The 15201-nt window shown below is 41.5% G+C and carries 14 protein-coding genes; 3 read left to right on the forward strand and 11 right to left on the reverse strand.

Annotation, left to right across the window (positions count from 1 at the left end):
* Window positions 1-249: 249 nt before the first annotated feature.
* Complete coding sequence (locus LJE12_RS02980) at window positions 250-1128, forward strand: ROK family protein (protein ID WP_055199859.1); 879 nt, start codon at window positions 250-252, stop codon at window positions 1126-1128.
* 140 nt (window positions 1129-1268) lie between these two features.
* On the opposite strand, the gene LJE12_RS02985 is transcribed toward LJE12_RS02980, so the two are convergent.
* The 8 genes from LJE12_RS02985 to LJE12_RS03020 form a co-directional block, all read right to left on the reverse strand.
* On the reverse strand, window positions 1269-2711 hold the full coding sequence (locus LJE12_RS02985) for a hypothetical protein (protein WP_227292065.1): 1443 nt from the start codon (window positions 2709-2711) through the stop codon (window positions 1269-1271).
* Window positions 2712-2777: 66 nt separating this feature from the next.
* On the reverse strand, window positions 2778-3695 hold the full coding sequence (locus tag LJE12_RS02990) for a dihydrodipicolinate synthase family protein (RefSeq protein WP_227292067.1): 918 nt from the start codon (window positions 3693-3695) through the stop codon (window positions 2778-2780).
* Window positions 3696-3816: 121 nt separating this feature from the next.
* Window positions 3817-4272, reverse strand: a complete 456-nt coding sequence (locus tag LJE12_RS02995) for a YhcH/YjgK/YiaL family protein (RefSeq protein WP_055199862.1) — start codon at window positions 4270-4272, stop codon at window positions 3817-3819.
* Window positions 4269-5282: an ABC transporter ATP-binding protein gene (locus tag LJE12_RS03000; protein ID WP_055199863.1), complete on the reverse strand. Its 1014-nt coding sequence runs from the start codon at window positions 5280-5282 to the stop codon at window positions 4269-4271. The genes LJE12_RS02995 and LJE12_RS03000 overlap by 4 nt, the downstream gene beginning before the upstream one ends.
* 1 nt (window position 5283) lies before the next feature.
* Window positions 5284-6312: an ABC transporter ATP-binding protein gene (locus LJE12_RS03005; protein ID WP_055199864.1), complete on the reverse strand. Its 1029-nt coding sequence runs from the start codon at window positions 6310-6312 to the stop codon at window positions 5284-5286.
* A gap of 11 nt (window positions 6313-6323) precedes the next feature.
* On the reverse strand, window positions 6324-7217 hold the full coding sequence (locus tag LJE12_RS03010; RefSeq protein WP_082433155.1) for an ABC transporter permease: 894 nt from the start codon (window positions 7215-7217) through the stop codon (window positions 6324-6326).
* 14 nt (window positions 7218-7231) lie between these two features.
* A complete protein-coding gene (locus LJE12_RS03015) occupies window positions 7232-8194 on the reverse strand; it encodes an ABC transporter permease (RefSeq protein WP_227292069.1) in 963 nt (320 codons plus the stop codon).
* Window positions 8195-8309: 115 nt separating this feature from the next.
* The gene (locus LJE12_RS03020) at window positions 8310-9869 is read right to left on the reverse strand and encodes an ABC transporter substrate-binding protein (RefSeq protein ID WP_119234974.1); all 1560 of its coding nucleotides are present in this window, start codon (window positions 9867-9869) and stop codon (window positions 8310-8312) included.
* A 259-nt stretch (window positions 9870-10128) separates the two neighbouring features.
* Here LJE12_RS03020 and LJE12_RS03025 point away from each other — a divergent pair, with 259 nt between their 5' ends.
* The gene (locus tag LJE12_RS03025) at window positions 10129-10986 is read left to right on the forward strand and encodes a MurR/RpiR family transcriptional regulator (protein ID WP_227292071.1); all 858 of its coding nucleotides are present in this window, start codon (window positions 10129-10131) and stop codon (window positions 10984-10986) included.
* A gap of 181 nt (window positions 10987-11167) precedes the next feature.
* Here the strand turns inward: LJE12_RS03025 and LJE12_RS03030 are convergent, their stop codons facing one another.
* The 3 genes from LJE12_RS03030 to nagB all read right to left on the reverse strand — a co-directional run bounded on the left by LJE12_RS03030 (window position 11168) and on the right by nagB (window position 13942).
* On the reverse strand, window positions 11168-11869 hold the full coding sequence (locus LJE12_RS03030; protein WP_227292073.1) for an N-acetylmannosamine-6-phosphate 2-epimerase: 702 nt from the start codon (window positions 11867-11869) through the stop codon (window positions 11168-11170).
* 182 nt (window positions 11870-12051) lie between these two features.
* Window positions 12052-13155, reverse strand: coding sequence for an N-acetylglucosamine-6-phosphate deacetylase (gene nagA / locus LJE12_RS03035; protein ID WP_227292076.1), 1104 nt, complete (start codon window positions 13153-13155; stop codon window positions 12052-12054).
* Window positions 13156-13198: 43 nt separating this feature from the next.
* Window positions 13199-13942 (reverse strand): glucosamine-6-phosphate deaminase, encoded by a 744-nt coding sequence (gene nagB / locus LJE12_RS03040; protein WP_055199870.1) that lies wholly within the window; start codon window positions 13940-13942, stop codon window positions 13199-13201.
* A gap of 402 nt (window positions 13943-14344) precedes the next feature.
* Here nagB and LJE12_RS03045 point away from each other — a divergent pair, with 402 nt between their 5' ends.
* On the forward strand, window positions 14345-15172 hold the full coding sequence (locus LJE12_RS03045; protein WP_055199871.1) for a MurR/RpiR family transcriptional regulator: 828 nt from the start codon (window positions 14345-14347) through the stop codon (window positions 15170-15172).
* Window positions 15173-15201: the final 29 nt, after the last annotated feature.

Here is a 15201-nt window from a genome sequence, read left to right on the forward strand (position 1 = left end):
CCATTTTTTTAATTATATACCCACATCACTTACATTCCAATATCCCGGGTTGGTTATTCTTTGCAAAAAATGTCATATAAATTTTTCTCCTTTTTCCTCATGTTTAAGAAAATTATTTTATTTATTCATCAAAATAGAAATTTCTTTTCATTTTGTAATGACTTCATCTCCCCTATATGCTATACTAATTTTAAAACAACTGTTCCATTTATCACAATCCCACTATCAAAAAACCGAAAGGAGTACCCTATGAAAATTTTAGTTTTTGACATCGGCGGAACCGCAATCAAATATGGAATCTGTCAGGACGGACACCTTATGGAAACCAGTGAATGTCCTACTGAAGCTTATAAAGGCGGCCCTCACATCCTCGAAACCATCTGCACTCTCGCAGAGCAGTCCCTCCCATTTGATGCCATCGGCATCAGCACCGCCGGTCAGGTCAACCCGGAAGAAGGGTATATCATTTATGCCAACAGCAACATCCCGGATTACACAGGTACACAGTTTCAGAAAATCCTTCAGGAGCGTTTCCATGTTCCTGTCGCAGTAGAAAATGATGTCAACAGCGCAGCACTCGGAGAAGCCATCTTCGGTGCAGGAAAAGGAAAAGATTCTTTCCTCTGCCTCACCTATGGAACCGGTGTCGGTGGTGCGATTATTGAAAATAAACAGGTTTACCACGGTTCTTCCTTCTCAGCGGGAGAATTTGGTGCCATCATCACACACGCAGAAGAAAAGCTCGCCGGTACAGACCCGTTTGACGGATGTTATGAACGTTACGCTTCCGCTACTGCCCTGGTAAAAATGGTTTCCGCTGTAGACCCGTCTCTTACCAACGGCCGCCAGATTTTCGCCAATCTGGAACGCCCGGAAATTAAAGCAGTCGTAAATAAATGGATTGATGAGATCGTGCTTGGTCTTGCAACCCTGATCCATATTTTTAACCCTTCCTGCGTAGTTCTCGGCGGCGGCATCATGGTCCAGCCTTACATTCTGGAACAGATTCACGCGCGAATCCCACAGATGGTTATGTCCAGTTTTGCACATGTACAGATTTCCAGCGCAGAACTCGGAAACTCTGCGGGGCTTCTGGGAGCTTATTATCTTGCTTCACAGAAACTTTGAAATGGTTCGATTATAGCTCTTGGTTTCTCCACTGCGGAGAGTTTAAATATATCCTCTCCGTAAAACTTATAAACATAAAAAATATCCTGACAGGTATGAAACTCAAATGCCTCTTATCTGTCAGGATATTAACTTTTTATTTACATTCCTTCATTTTCCATATCTGCACCTTCCCAGAGACGATGGCCTTTATATTCCAGCTCTCCACGAACAGCCCAGATTTTCAGATTTTTAAATTGAAATCGAATACATCCACTTTTATCCGGAAGTTTTTTCCCTTTCCATGAAATACGAATCCAGCGACCGGATTTTTCTGTCACAGCATCTTCCATTCCCAGTCCTTCATAAGCATTTTCTGTCCAGACCGGATGTACTGAAGCCATAAGCTCCCAGTCTTTCTCTGCATCAGCTTCATCTGCCAGCACTTCTATATAATTTCCACCTAAGATCAGAGTAGTCGTAGTCAGAATGCTCTCCATTCCCTCGTTTTTCTCTGTCCAGCAGGCAAATTTATCTGCTTCCCAGTATGCTCTTCCCAACGAAGATTCCCGGAAATTTGTATGCTGTCCATTTCCACCCATGTAGTAAATCCATACTTTCTGTCCGTCTGTCACAGGTGATGATGCATAGATACAGGAATTATCAAATTCTCCATCCGGATAATGCCCGTCACCTCTTGGAATAACCGCCTGATCCATTGCTGCAAAATCAAATTTTTTACCATCCGCAGACCAGGTAAGTTCACAATCCACACAGTCGAAATTTTTCTCGTTTCTGTCACCCTCATGGATCAGCGAAGCCAGACCCAGATATAATCCATGTGTTTTAAATACAGGCATCGAATAAATCTGGTTTTCATATCCTCGCCCCCGAAGTGTTTCTACGGGTTCACTCCAGTGGATAAAATCCTGGCTGTGACTGATGGTCGTCACACGGATTCCGTCTTTCCATATGCGGGAAACCAACATATAGCATTGCTCTTCTTCATTCCAGAATGGAAAATTATGACTGTCTGCCTGTGGATTATACTCCGGCCAGGGAATCAGTTCTCCCCAGTGGATTCCATCCTCAGAGAAACCGACCGCCATATGCGCTCCATGTCCCGGAATATCCACTTTGGTCACCATTTTAAATCTACGTCCGGCATTCTTATCCCGCTCATCAAGCATAACCCCTGTTCCATGCGCATATCGGAACAGAAGATTATTTTCTTTGCTTCCACGCCAGTCTACAAGACCCAATGAAGGTTTTTCCCAGTGGATTCCATCTTTGCTCCGGGCGTATGCCAAAGAAGTTACACGATCCATTCTCGGTCTGTAATTTCTCTGTGTACGCTCCTGCAAAGTAGTGCCTTCTGTATCTTTATCCTCTGTAAATAATGTATAATAACAGTGAAAAATCTGTTCTCTGCGGTCATAAATTACATTGGGATATCCATTATCAATCCTGATTTCCCAGGGCATATCCTGAGTGAATAACGGATTATTTTCTGTATCTTTTGCCGGAACAGCTGCTTTCAGTTCCACATTTTCCATTGCCTGAGGATTCAGAAATCTCCTGTCAGCACTCAGAAATGTTTTCATAGATTAAGCCCATCCTTTTTGTGAGTTTGGGTAACTGTAAAATTACTAAACAGTTACGATTCTTCATTAGCAGTATTTTTTTATCGCTTCGTCAATCATTCCGGCACATTTCTTAATCTGTTCCATATCCTCCGGGATGATTTCCGGTAATGGTTTTCTTACGCCGCCAATGTTCAGGTTTTCACGGATTCGAAGGATTTCTTTCATAACCGCATATAAATTTCCATGGCATTCACACATTGCATAAATGATCGCATCTGCTGCATACTGGATTTCGCTGGCTTCTTTTACTTTTCCGGCATCTGTCAGCTCTTTGATTTTTAAATAAAGTTCCGGCATTACTGCATAAGTACCGCCGATTCCTCCATCAGCGCCCATGGCAAGACCTGACACTAACTGTTCATCCGGACCGTTAAATACAACAAAACCTTCTCCACCTTCCATTTTAAACATCTGGATATCCTGTACAGGCATGGAACTGTTTTTCACTGCTGCTACTCTTGGATTCTTTCTCATTTCGCGGAAAAGAGGCATAGTCAATGCTACTCCTGCAAGCTGAGGAATATTATAAATTACAAAGTCTGTATTCGGTGCCGCACTGGAAATATCATTCCAGTATTCTGCGATCGCATACTCCGGCAGATGGAAATAAATCGGAGGAATTGCAGCAATTGCGTCAACGCCCAGTGATTCTGCATGTGCTGCCAGTTCTTTACTGTCAGTCGTATTGTTGCATGCCACATGTGCGATCACTGTCAGCTTTCCTTCTGCTGCTTTCATTACATGTTCCAGAACCAGTTTTCTGTCTGCAACGCTCTGATAAATACACTCACCGGAAGAACCACCTACATAAACACCTTTCACGCCTTTTGCAATCAGATGTCTGGTAAGAGCTTCTACTCTCTCCGGGCTGATTTCTCCATTGTCATCATAGCACGCATAAAAAGCCGGAATAATTCCCTGATATTTTGTAATATCTTTCATTTTCTTAGTCCTCCTGTTATCTACCATATTCCCTTTTTGATATTCTTTTTTATTTTGATCTTACTATATTCGCACGGACAGATTATTTTTTCCTCTGTCCAATTTGAATAAACAATTTTATTTACTCTGTGACCAGTACTTTTCCAACTGCTTTTCTTACCTGTGAAATCTGGTCTTTCATAATTTTTACTTTATGTGCATCTTCCGGAAATACGATCAGTACCTTTCCCGGTGTCAGATCCATGTAATGTTCCACCGGACCATGGCATTCGATGGAATCTGTTTCTTCATCTTTAGCAGTTACTGTCATCAGAGACATATCACTGACTCCCATTTTTTCTTCTCCGGAAATCACCATATGGATATCTGCATATTTCTCATGTGCTTCGAAAGCTGTTTTTTCCTCTGGTAATGTTTCATATTCAAAGCAGTTGATAAATGCAAAATCTCCGTCAACTTCATTGCGTCCCTTTTTCAGATCATTCAGTGAATGTTCCTTAATATAATGAATTGCTGTATCCAGATGTTTTCCCATCCCAAGATAACGTTCAAGATTATTTAAATCTGTATAAATCATGCTTTTACCTCACTTCCATCATATAAATGACATGCAGTCATGTGTCCGTCAGCTCCATGGTAACGAAGAACAGGATCTTCTTTTTTACAGATGTCCATACAGTAAGGGCATCTGTTGTGGAACGCACAGCCACTTGGTTTGTGAATAGGACTTGGTACCTCTCCTTCCAGTACCTGGCGTTTCTTTTTGTGATGAATATCTGCCACCGGAATCGCAGAAAGCAATGCTTTTGTATACGGATGAAGCGGCTCATCATATAAAGCTTTGGAATCTGCCACTTCCACAATCTTTCCAAGATACATAACCATGATACGATCTGACATATACTGAACGACAGAAAGATCATGTGCAATAAACAGATAAGTAAGATTTAATTCCTTCTGAATTTCTTTCATCAGGTTTAACACCTGCGCCTGAATAGAAACATCCAGTGCGGATACCGGTTCATCACAGATCAGAACTTCCGGTGTTACTTCCAGTGCTCTCGCAATACACAGACGTTGACGCTGTCCGCCTGAAAATTCATGTGGAAAACGCATCAGGTAATCTGGCTGGATATTAACCATTTTTAATACACGGTTCATGATCTTTTCTCGCTCTTCTACGGAATCTACGCCGTGTGTTTTTAAAGGTTCTTCAAAAGAAGTATATATCTTTTTCTGCGGATTCAATGCTGAATACGGGTCCTGGAAAACCATCTGTACTTTTTTTCTGAACTCAAACATTTCATCTTTGTTGAATTTTGTAATGTCTTTATACTCACCGTTATAGTTAAATAAAACCTCGCCGCCTGTCGGTTTCTCCAACATCATAACGGTCTTTCCAAAAGTTGATTTTCCACAGCCGGATTCTCCTACGATTCCCAGCGTCTCACCTTTATAAACCTCAATGCTGACATCGTCCACAGCCTTTACATTTCCTACTACTTTTTTCATGAATCCTTTTGTAATAGGAAACCAGGTTTTCAGATTTTTGATTTTAAAAATTACTTCCTTCTTTTCCGTTTCCATCTTATTTCACCTCCGGATAAGAATCAAATTTCAGGCAGCGGACTTTATGTCCCGGGCTGACTTCAAATGCCGGAATTTTTCCTTTACGGCATTTTTCCATACACTCAGAACAACGGTCTGCAAACTCACATCCTTCTTTCAGATCAGCCGGGTTTGGAGTAACTCCCGGAATTGTCTCCAGTTTCTGATCATCTCCAAGACCAAGTACCGGCACACTACGTAAAAGTGCTTTTGTGTAAGGATGACTGGTATGATCAAAGATATCCTCCAGACTTCCAAATTCTACAACACGACCCATGTACATAACGCAGACTTCATCTGCCATTTCTGCCACAAGACCCATGTTATGTGTAATCAGGATAATGGACTTTCCTTCATTTACCTGAAGGGATTTGAGCAGTTCCATAATCTGTGCCTGAATGGTTACATCCAGTGCAGTTGTCGGTTCATCGCAGATGATCAGTTCCGGATTACAGATCATGGCAATGGCAATTACCACACGCTGCTTCATGCCACCGGAGAACTGATGAGGATAGCAGTCAATACGCTCTTCCGGGTCCGGGATTCCCAGTTTGCGGAACATTTCCAGAACTTTTTCTCTTGCTTCTGCTTTTTTCATTCCTTTGTTATGCTGTAAAAGTCCTTCTGCTACCTGATCACCCACTTTATAAACAGGGTTCAGACTTGACATCGGATCCTGAAAAACCATAGATAAGTCCGGTCCTCTTAATGCTCTCATTTCCGGTCCGTTCGGTTTAGTGATACTTTCAAGATGATACTCTGTCACCTTTCCATCATGCAGCGCATTATACTGAATACTGTCTGCTTTTACGATTGCATTCTTTCCGGTAAAACGCATGATGGAATTCATGGTCACACTCTTTCCGCATCCGGATTCTCCTACAACAGCAAGTGTTTTTCCTCGTTTTACCTGAAAGGAAACATTTTTTACGATTTTAATTTCTTTTTTATCAGATACAAACGTTGTGTTAAGATTTTCAACGTTTAATATGATTTTCTGGTTATCCATGAAGCTCCTCCTTACTGCTGTTTGGCATCCATGACATCTCGGATACCATCACCCAGGAAATTGATTGCAAGAACAAATAAAGTAATGGCAAGTCCCGGGAATACCCATATCCACCACTGGTTTGTTACGACAGATACTGATTTCGCAGCATTGAGAATATTTCCCCAGGTAGGTGTACTGTCCGCAACACCAAGTCCGATAAAGGAAAGGGCTGCCTCCTGAAGAATGAAAAATGCTACGTTTGTTGTAGTGGAAACAATGATCGGGCTCATTACATTCGGAAGAATCTGTTTGAACATAATGTTCATACGGCTCATGCCAAATGCTTCACATACCTTTACATAAGTCTCTCCTTTAATGGATACAAACTCATTTCGTACCATACGGAATGTGGTCATCCATCCGGTAAATACAAAGATGAATAATAAATTTCCAAGTCCTCGTTTATTTACAATGGCAACCAGCATCATAACCAGTACGAGCTGCGGAAATGCCTGAAAAATCTCAGAAATACGGATGATTGCTGCATCTGTTTTTCCTCCGAAATATCCTGCGATCGCACCAAGGATTGCTCCGATCACAGAACTAAGCACTGCACAGAAAACACCGATCAGAATAGAATAACAGCCTCCGATCAGAACACGGGCAAACAGGTCACGTCCCATAGTATCTGTTCCGAACAGATATCCGTTTCCCGGTGCTTTCTTCATATCCGGAAGATGCGGAGTGACATAATCTACACCTGCAATTGCGCCGATAATACAGGCTACGGTCATAATAACAATAACCAGCAGTCCCAGAAGGGCCAGTTTATTATTCATAAATTTCTTTACATTCTTTTTAAAGAGAGAAGAAGCTGCGGTCTTTTTCTCTTTTTTCATATCTACTGCTGACTGACTCATCATTTTCTCCTCCTTCTTTATTCGCCAAGACGTACACGTGGGTCTAACAGGGCATTCAATACATCTACCATGAAAGAACAGATCAGCATGGCTGCTGCAATAATCAGGGTAGTTACCAGTACCACCGGATAATCACCGGAAACAATCGCATTGGTCATGGTAAGTCCGATTCCCGGATAGGAAAATACACTTTCAATGACAACGGAACCGCCTACCAGCATCGGAATACGGAATACCAGAATAACCAGAACCGGTTTCATGGCATTTCTGAATCCATGTTTCAGATATACTTTCCATTCCGGGATTCCTTTGGAACGTGCAGTTTTAATATAATCACTGTTCAGTACATCCAGCATGGTATTTCTGGCATAACGCATCAGTACGGCAACCATACCGATTGTCAGAGTCAGTACCGGTAAAAATAAATGCTTAAACGCATCCAGTGCTGCATTTGTGGCATCCGGACTGACACGGTTGCTTGACGGGAACCAGCCCAGTTTAATACAGAAAATCTGGATCAGAATAATTCCTACAAGGAACTGTGGAATTGCCTGTCCAAGCACTGCCAGAACACGTCCCACATAATCAATGATACCATTCTGGCGCACTGCGGAAATGATACCAATTCCAACACCAATGATTGCGGAAAAAATCAGAGAATATCCTGCAAGTTCAAAAGTATATGGAAGTCTTACTGCGATAATAGAAGCGATGGAGCTTCCTTCTTTCAGAGAATATCCGAAGTCTCCATGGAGACAGTTGCCAAGCCAGCGAAAATACTGAACGATCATCGGATCATTTAATCCAAGAGACTGTCTCAGTGCTTCTACATTTTCTTTATTGGAAGAAAGCATTTCCGGGCTTACCATAAAGTTGATCGGGTCGATTCCTGTAAGCTGAAGACCGAAATATACAATAAAGCTGATCAGCAGCAGCATCGGAATCATCATAAGAATTTTTTTTACAATATATTTGAACACTATATCACCTCATCTGCACTTATCTTTCTGAATGATAAAGGGGAGAAACATGAAAGGTTCTCCCCCTTTGGATCACTTGTTATCCAGCATCACTGCGCTTTTGCCGGAACAGGAATTATTCAGCTATTTCCCACTCTGCAAAATCAATATCACTCATGTAAAGTGGATTACAGAATTCTACGCCGTCCGGAATCTTTACATTGTCACTTGTGAATACATAAGTACCTACTGTGAATGCCGGAACTTTGTAAACCATTTCCTGCTCTTTATCCTGAAGTTCTTTCAGAACGGTATTTCTTTCCTCTTCTTCTGTTGCCTTGAACAGATCAGCTACCAGATCATCAAACTCTGTACCACCGCCAAAGATATTTGAAAACAGTCCATCTGTACTCATATATTCTGTGTACCATTCGTCGATGGAAAATGCACTCTTTCCTTTGAATCCGATATCATAGTCACGGGTTGTAAACAGGTCTGTTGTTCCATCATTGGACAATGTCGCTTCAACAGTAATTCCGGTCTGTTCCAGATAATATACAACAGTGTTGATCAGGTCAATGGAAGTCTGGTCATTGTTATAGTAGCAGATTTTTAAGGTACGGCTCATATCGTATCCTGCTGCTTCCAGATCTGATTTTGCTTTTTCAGCATCAAAGGTATATTCAAATCCGTTGTATGCTTCGTTATCATTCGGCACACCACTGTTGAGAACTTTTGCAGTCGGATATAAAGTTGCCAGTGTTGCACGGTCAATAGCTTCTACCAGTGCTTTACGAACTTCAACATTATCCATTGCTTCGTTTACGTTTCCATCTGCACCTTTCATGTTAAAGATGAAATATTTATAGAACAATACATCAACTTCATGCTCTGTATAATTATCCATACCTTCCAGTGCTTCTACCATATCTGCTGCATTTCCGTATACATAATCAGCATTTCCGGCCTGCGCTGCTGTGATATAGTCAGATACAAAGTAGCAGGTTACATTGGCAATCTTAGGTGCTTCCCCTTCGTAATTTTCATTTCTCTTTAATGTGAAGTAGTTGCCTACATTCAGCTCATCAAGAGTATACATACCGGAGCATACCGGATCTGTCCAGAATGCATCAGATTCCAGTTTCAGAGGATCTGCATCCTTCAAGCAGTGTTCCGGTAAAATTGCAAACTGTGCAAGTACATCGATCATGGATGCGTATGGGGAAGAAAGCGTTAATGTAATTGTATTTCCGTCTACGCTCATGTCTGAAATATTTTTAAATGCAGAAGTATAAATAGAGTTGATAGTTGCTGCTTTCAATGCTGTCTCAATAGAGAATTTTACATCTTCTGCTGTCAGATCTTCACCATCTGACCATTTCAGACCATCTTTCAGTGTGATGGTATAAGTCAGTTTATCATCGCTGATTTCATAGGAATCTGCCAGATCCGGCTGTGCATTTGTCAGATTGCTGTCTGCCAGGAATAAGGAACGGAACATTAAGTTTGTTGCCAGAAGTCTGTTGTACCATGGTGTTGGAATCTTATCATCAGAAGTGGAACCATCACCTGTAGTTACAGATAATTTTAAAGTTCCGCTGTCTGCTGCTTCTGCTGCTGATACGGTAAATGCTCCTGCTGTTCCTGAAATAGCCATTGTTGTTGCCAGTAATAACGCTGTCACTTTGTTTTTCATATGTCTGATCTCCTTTTCTTTTATGTTTGCCTTTTTGAATTTCTTTCTCGTTTTTATCTGGACTGAGTATATCAATTTCGAAATATTTTTTCAATCTAATTAATAGATGAAAATAATTTTTATTTTTGTGCACTTTCCATAAAAATAATTTTCATTTTAATATTTTTATAAAAATTTGTGCCTGTTTTAAAAAGATATCGCCTTGCATCCCATAAAATCTTGTTTTATAATATTTTTATCATTCTACGGAGGTTTTCTCATGGCAGATAATATTCTTGATTCCATAACTGAACAATACCATTCTCTTACCAAATCCGGAAAAAAGCTGGCAGATTATGTATTTTCTCATACAGCAGAGACACAGTATCTTTCCATTACATCTCTTGCCGAAAACTGCGATGTATCTGAAGCTACCATAACCCGTTTCTGCCGTGGCCTTGGCCTTTCCGGTTATAATGCATTTAAACTGGCATTAGCACAGGCTGACCGCACGACCGACTTAGGAGATTCCGGCAATTCCGCTGAACCTGTATCTTCGGAAGATTCTATTGCTACCATAGCAGCCAAAGTACATGCTGCCAACATTATTTCTCTGAATGAAAGTTATGAACTTTTTGATGAAAAAACAATGACTCAGGCAGTATCGATTCTCTCGAAAGCACGCCGTATTTACTGTTTCGGACAGGGCGGAAGTATGGTCATGGCAATGGAAGCATGGGCCCGTTTTTCAACTGCTGCTCCTAACTTTATACATATCAGCGATTCTCATATGCAGGCAAGCGCAGTTTCTCTGGCAGATTCCAAGGATGCGATTTTGTTTTTCTCTTACTCCGGTTCTACCAAAGATATGTGTGATACTTTAAGCATTGCTTCCCAGCGTGGGGTTCCCGTGATCCTGGTCACTCATTTTCCGAAATCAACGGGAGCAGAGTTTGCCACTGTTGTATTGCAGTGTGGCTGTAATGAAAGTCCTTTACAGTCCGGTTCCGTTGCAGCAAAAGTAGGTCAGTTATTTCTTATTGACTGTATGTTCTACGGATTCTGCTGTCATAAGCCGGAAGCTCGTTCTGCTGCACGTTCTGCAACAGCTCATGCGATTGCAAATAAACTTTTATAAAAAACAGAAGTTTTCTTTCTGTCATTTTCCGTTATGCGGATACAAAAAGGGGATGCAGCAGATATTCCTGAAAGGTTTATCTGTTACATCCCCTTTGATGTTTTATTTTCCGTAATTCTTTCTCCCTCTGTTTTATCCGAAATCCAGATCCGGGGAGAATTTTCATTGTTTTTTATCCGATTTATTTGCTTTCTTTGATCGCATTCTGGAAGCGCTGTGCAATTTCCAGAGGACGTGTGATTGCTCCGCCTACTACGATTGCCCATGCACCTGTCTGAAGTGCTTTTACAGCCTGATCCGGGTAGTGGATCTTTCCTTCACCGATAACCGGAATGTCAATATCTTTTGCAAGTCTTTCCATCAGTTCGTAATCCGGCTCGTCCTTTTTGGATGTGTAGTCGGTATAACCACTCATGGTTGTTCCTACGATATCTACGCCACATTTCCATGCGTTGACACCTTCTTCATAATTGGAAATATCTGCCATCAGGATAATGTCCGGATATTTCTCTTTAATCTGGGCGATAAACTCATTGACAGTTGTGCCATCTCCACGTTTACGAAGTGTGCAGTCCAGTGCCACAACATCAGAACCTGCTGCTACCAGGTCATCAACTTCTTTCATGGTAGGTGTGATATATCCTTCATATCCAGGATACTGAATCTTAACCAGACCAATGACAGGAAGTCCTGTTTCTTCTTTGATCGCGATGACATCACGGATGCTGCTGGTACGGATTGCAGGTGTGCCTGCCTGTTTCGCAGCGCGTGCCATTAAATACATAATGGATTTCTCTTCCACATATAATGGTTCGCCTTCTACAGCCTGACAGGAAATGATCATCTGTCCATGAATTGCATCCAGAAGCTCTTTTTTTGTCATGTCTTCTCCCTCTTTTCTTTCTCTCTATTATCGATTTCGTAACTTTTAATACTGTCCTCATCTATGGGCTCATTATAACACAAAGAAAATAATTTTCAATATTAATAACATTTAAAAATAATTATTATTTTTATTAATCTATTGTCATATCTTCCAGACTTTTACCTGTGTTTCTGTAATCTCTACAGTACTTTCACAATATTAAGTTCTTCATCCGTCAGAACAATATCTGCCCGTTTTCCAGGGGTCAGAGAACCTACTTCATCATAAATTCCAATACTTCTCGCCGGGTTTGCTGTTGCGGCAAGGATGGCTTCTCTTTCCGGTACTCCCATGGAAATGACGCTCTTCATGCATCCGAAAAGGCAGGTCGCTGAACCGGCAATGGTTCCATCTGCCAGTGTTGCTTTGCGGTCTTTCATGGTTACTTCCTGGCCGCCCAGTTCGTAGATTCCGTTTTCCATGCCTGTTGCCATCATGGAATCACTGATGAGAACGACTCTGCTGTCTCCGAAAAGGCGGAAAGTGTTGCGGACAGTTGCCGGGTGGATATGGATTCCGTCTCCGATCAGCTCTACCATACAGTTTTCATTATCTGCCGCTGCTCCGATCACTCCCGGTTCTCTGTGTCCCATCGGATTCATGGCATTGTATAAATGTGTGACATGAAGGGCACCCTGTTTCATGGCTTCTGCAGCACAGTTATAGTCTGCTGCTGTATGTCCGATGGAAATGACTACCTCATTATGTAACTCCCTGATAAATTCTTCTGAGCCTTCCATATTCGGAGTGAGAGTTACCAGTTTGATCAGTCCGCCTGCTGCCTCATTGCATTCTCTGAAAAATTCAATGTCCGGTTTGCGAATATAGCCTTCCACATGGGCTCCCTTTTTGGACGGGTCAAGGAAAGGTCCCTCCATGTTGATGCCAACGATTCTTGCGCAGGTTTCGTCCTGTTCTACATCTTTTGCTGTCTGGAAAATTTTCAGCAGTTCTTCTTTCGGAAGGGTCATGGATGTCGGGCAGTAGGAAGTGATTCCCTGTGATTTTTCATACTGAAGAATGATTTTCAGTCCATCCACATCTGCATCTGAAAAATCATGTCTGACTGCACCGTGGCTGTGAATGTCTACCAGTCCAGGCAGCACTTTCAGACCTGCTGCATCCAGTTGGGTTTTATCTGTTACTTCGTCTTCGGAAGCTGCGATCCTGCCATTTTCTATATATAAATCTGTTACTTTATAGCTTCCATCTTCCTGAAATACGTTTCCATTTTTAATAATCATTTCTTCTTCGCTCCTTTTGTGATGCTAATTCTGAAGATTATTTTTACAGAAGTCCTTTTTCACGGATCAGTTTTAATGCTGCTTCGTCTGCTACAACGGTTACATCCGGATGAAGCTGCAGAATAGATGCCGGTACATTCGGGGTGATCGGTCCGTACAGAGATTTGTAAAGTGCATCTGCTTTTGCTTCTCCGGTTGCGATCAGGAGGATTTTCTTTGCTGACATGATACTTTTAATTCCCATTGTGTAAGCCTGTTTCGGAACTTCATCCATGCTTGCGAAGAATCTTGCATTTGCTTTAATTGTACTTTCTGTAAGGTTTACACAGTGAGTTTCTTTTTCAAAAGCTTCTCCCGGCTCATTAAATCCGATATGTCCGTTTCCGCCGATTCCCAGAAGCTGCATGTCTACGCCGCCTACACTGCGGATGATCGCATTGTAATCTGCGCATGCTTTTTCGCTGTCTTCTTCCAGTCCGTTCGGTACATAAGTTTTTGTTTTGTCGATATTTACGTGGTCAAACAGGTTTGTGTTCATAAAATAACGGTAGCTCTGGTCGTTGTCTCCGGAAAGTCCTTTGTATTCGTCAAGGTTTACAGAAGTAACTTTGGCGAAGTCCAGGTCACCTTTTTTATACCATTCAATTAACTGTTTGTACATTCCCACCGGTGTGGAACCTGTAGCCAGACCAAGAACTGCGTCCGGTTTCATAATAATCTGGGCAGACATAATGTTGGCTGCTTTTCTGCTCACGTCATTGTAATCTTTTCCTGCATAAATAATCATTGTTTTTCTCCTTTTCATTATAACACGTTCCGACAGATTTGTTACTGTCCGCACTACCCCATGTCTGCGTTTCAGCAAAAAATAACTGCGTTTTCAGCGTTGTCTTTCTGTCCGTTCTGCTATCTGTTTTTTAGTTGAACTCATTATAATTCGGGGTGAATTTATTTTCAATAAATGTCATGGTTTTAGAATCTTCTTTCATTCCCTGTTCTTTCCGTTATTTTTGAGCATCTGTTTTTCTTTGTTTTTGAAATTACTTTCTTATTTTTTATATTACAGCGAAATTATTTACATCTCAGGTTGAGAAAGCAATTTCAAGGTATTATAATAAAAGTAATATTTCAGATTGATACACCGATACCCTGCTTTCAGTTCAAACATACAGAAAGGATATGCCAGCTCATGTCATTAAGCAAACGAAAAATTATTCCATTAATTGAATCTTATTACCATACATTTACACCACTGGAACGAACGATCGCAGATTTCTTTATGCACAATACAGAGGAAGAAGACCTTTCCTCCAGACATATTTCGGGAATCCTTTATGTATCGGAGGCTTCTCTTTCCCGTTTTGCCCAGAAATGTGGTTTTCACGGATATCGGGAGTTTATTTATGAATATAAGCAGAGCCTTACTCCGGAAACAGAGGAGAATGTTCCGAACTTCGAAATTTCTGAGTTTAATACTTATCAGGAACTTCTGAATAAGGCGAATGCGCTTCTGGACAAAGCACAGATTGCGCGTATCACCAAACTGCTTGTGTCCAGGCCAAGGGTGTATGTCTATGGAAGAGGCAGTTCCGGACTTGTCGCGCAGGAAATGAAACTGCGTTTTATGCGCATTGGGCTGAATATTGAGGCGGTTACGGACAGCCACATTATGAAAGTAAATTCTGTGATTCTGGATGAGAGCTGTCTGGTGATCGGAATCAGTGTCAGCGGACAGACGGCTGATATTATTTCTTCTCTGAAAGCCGCTCATCAGAGAGGTGCCTATACCCTTCTTATGACTGCAAGGCAGGACAAATCCTATCAGGAGTTCTGCGATGAAACACTGATCTTTGCGAGTATGGAGCATCTGGAATATGGAAATATCATTTCCCCACAGTTTCCGATCCTGCTGGTTCTGGATGTGCTTTACGCTCATTATCTGCAGATTGACAGAAGCAAAAAAGAAGCGCTGCATGAATATACGATACAGACGCTTCAGCCTTTTCTGATCAAATAGACTTTAAAAATCCCCTTTAAGCAGATTTT

The sequence above is a fragment of the Blautia sp. DFI.6.71 genome (assembly GCF_020593585.1).
In the GTDB taxonomy this organism is placed as follows: domain Bacteria; phylum Bacillota; class Clostridia; order Lachnospirales; family Lachnospiraceae; genus Blautia_A; species Blautia_A wexlerae.

Bases quoted from the DNA above. Each gene is read 5' to 3' on its own strand.
- LJE12_RS02980 (WP_055199859.1), top strand. From the start codon at position 250: ATGAAAATTTTAGTTTTTGACATCGGCGGAACCGCAATCAAATATGGA.
- LJE12_RS02985 (WP_227292065.1), bottom strand. From the start codon at position 2,711: ATGAAAACATTTCTGAGTGCTGACAGGAGATTTCTGAATCCTCAGGCA.
- LJE12_RS02990 (WP_227292067.1), bottom strand. From the start codon at position 3,695: ATGAAAGATATTACAAAATATCAGGGAATTATTCCGGCTTTTTATGCG.
- LJE12_RS02995 (WP_055199862.1), bottom strand. From the start codon at position 4,272: ATGATTTATACAGATTTAAATAATCTTGAACGTTATCTTGGGATGGGA.
- LJE12_RS03000 (WP_055199863.1), bottom strand. From the start codon at position 5,282: ATGGAAACGGAAAAGAAGGAAGTAATTTTTAAAATCAAAAATCTGAAA.
- LJE12_RS03005 (WP_055199864.1), bottom strand. From the start codon at position 6,312: ATGGATAACCAGAAAATCATATTAAACGTTGAAAATCTTAACACAACG.
- LJE12_RS03010 (WP_082433155.1), bottom strand. From the start codon at position 7,217: ATGATGAGTCAGTCAGCAGTAGATATGAAAAAAGAGAAAAAGACCGCA.
- LJE12_RS03020 (WP_119234974.1), bottom strand. From the start codon at position 9,869: ATGAAAAACAAAGTGACAGCGTTATTACTGGCAACAACAATGGCTATT.
- LJE12_RS03025 (WP_227292071.1), top strand. From the start codon at position 10,129: ATGGCAGATAATATTCTTGATTCCATAACTGAACAATACCATTCTCTT.
- LJE12_RS03030 (WP_227292073.1), bottom strand. From the start codon at position 11,869: ATGACAAAAAAAGAGCTTCTGGATGCAATTCATGGACAGATGATCATT.
- nagA (WP_227292076.1), bottom strand. From the start codon at position 13,155: ATGATTATTAAAAATGGAAACGTATTTCAGGAAGATGGAAGCTATAAA.
- nagB (WP_055199870.1), bottom strand. From the start codon at position 13,942: ATGATTATTTATGCAGGAAAAGATTACAATGACGTGAGCAGAAAAGCA.
- LJE12_RS03045 (WP_055199871.1), top strand. From the start codon at position 14,345: ATGTCATTAAGCAAACGAAAAATTATTCCATTAATTGAATCTTATTAC.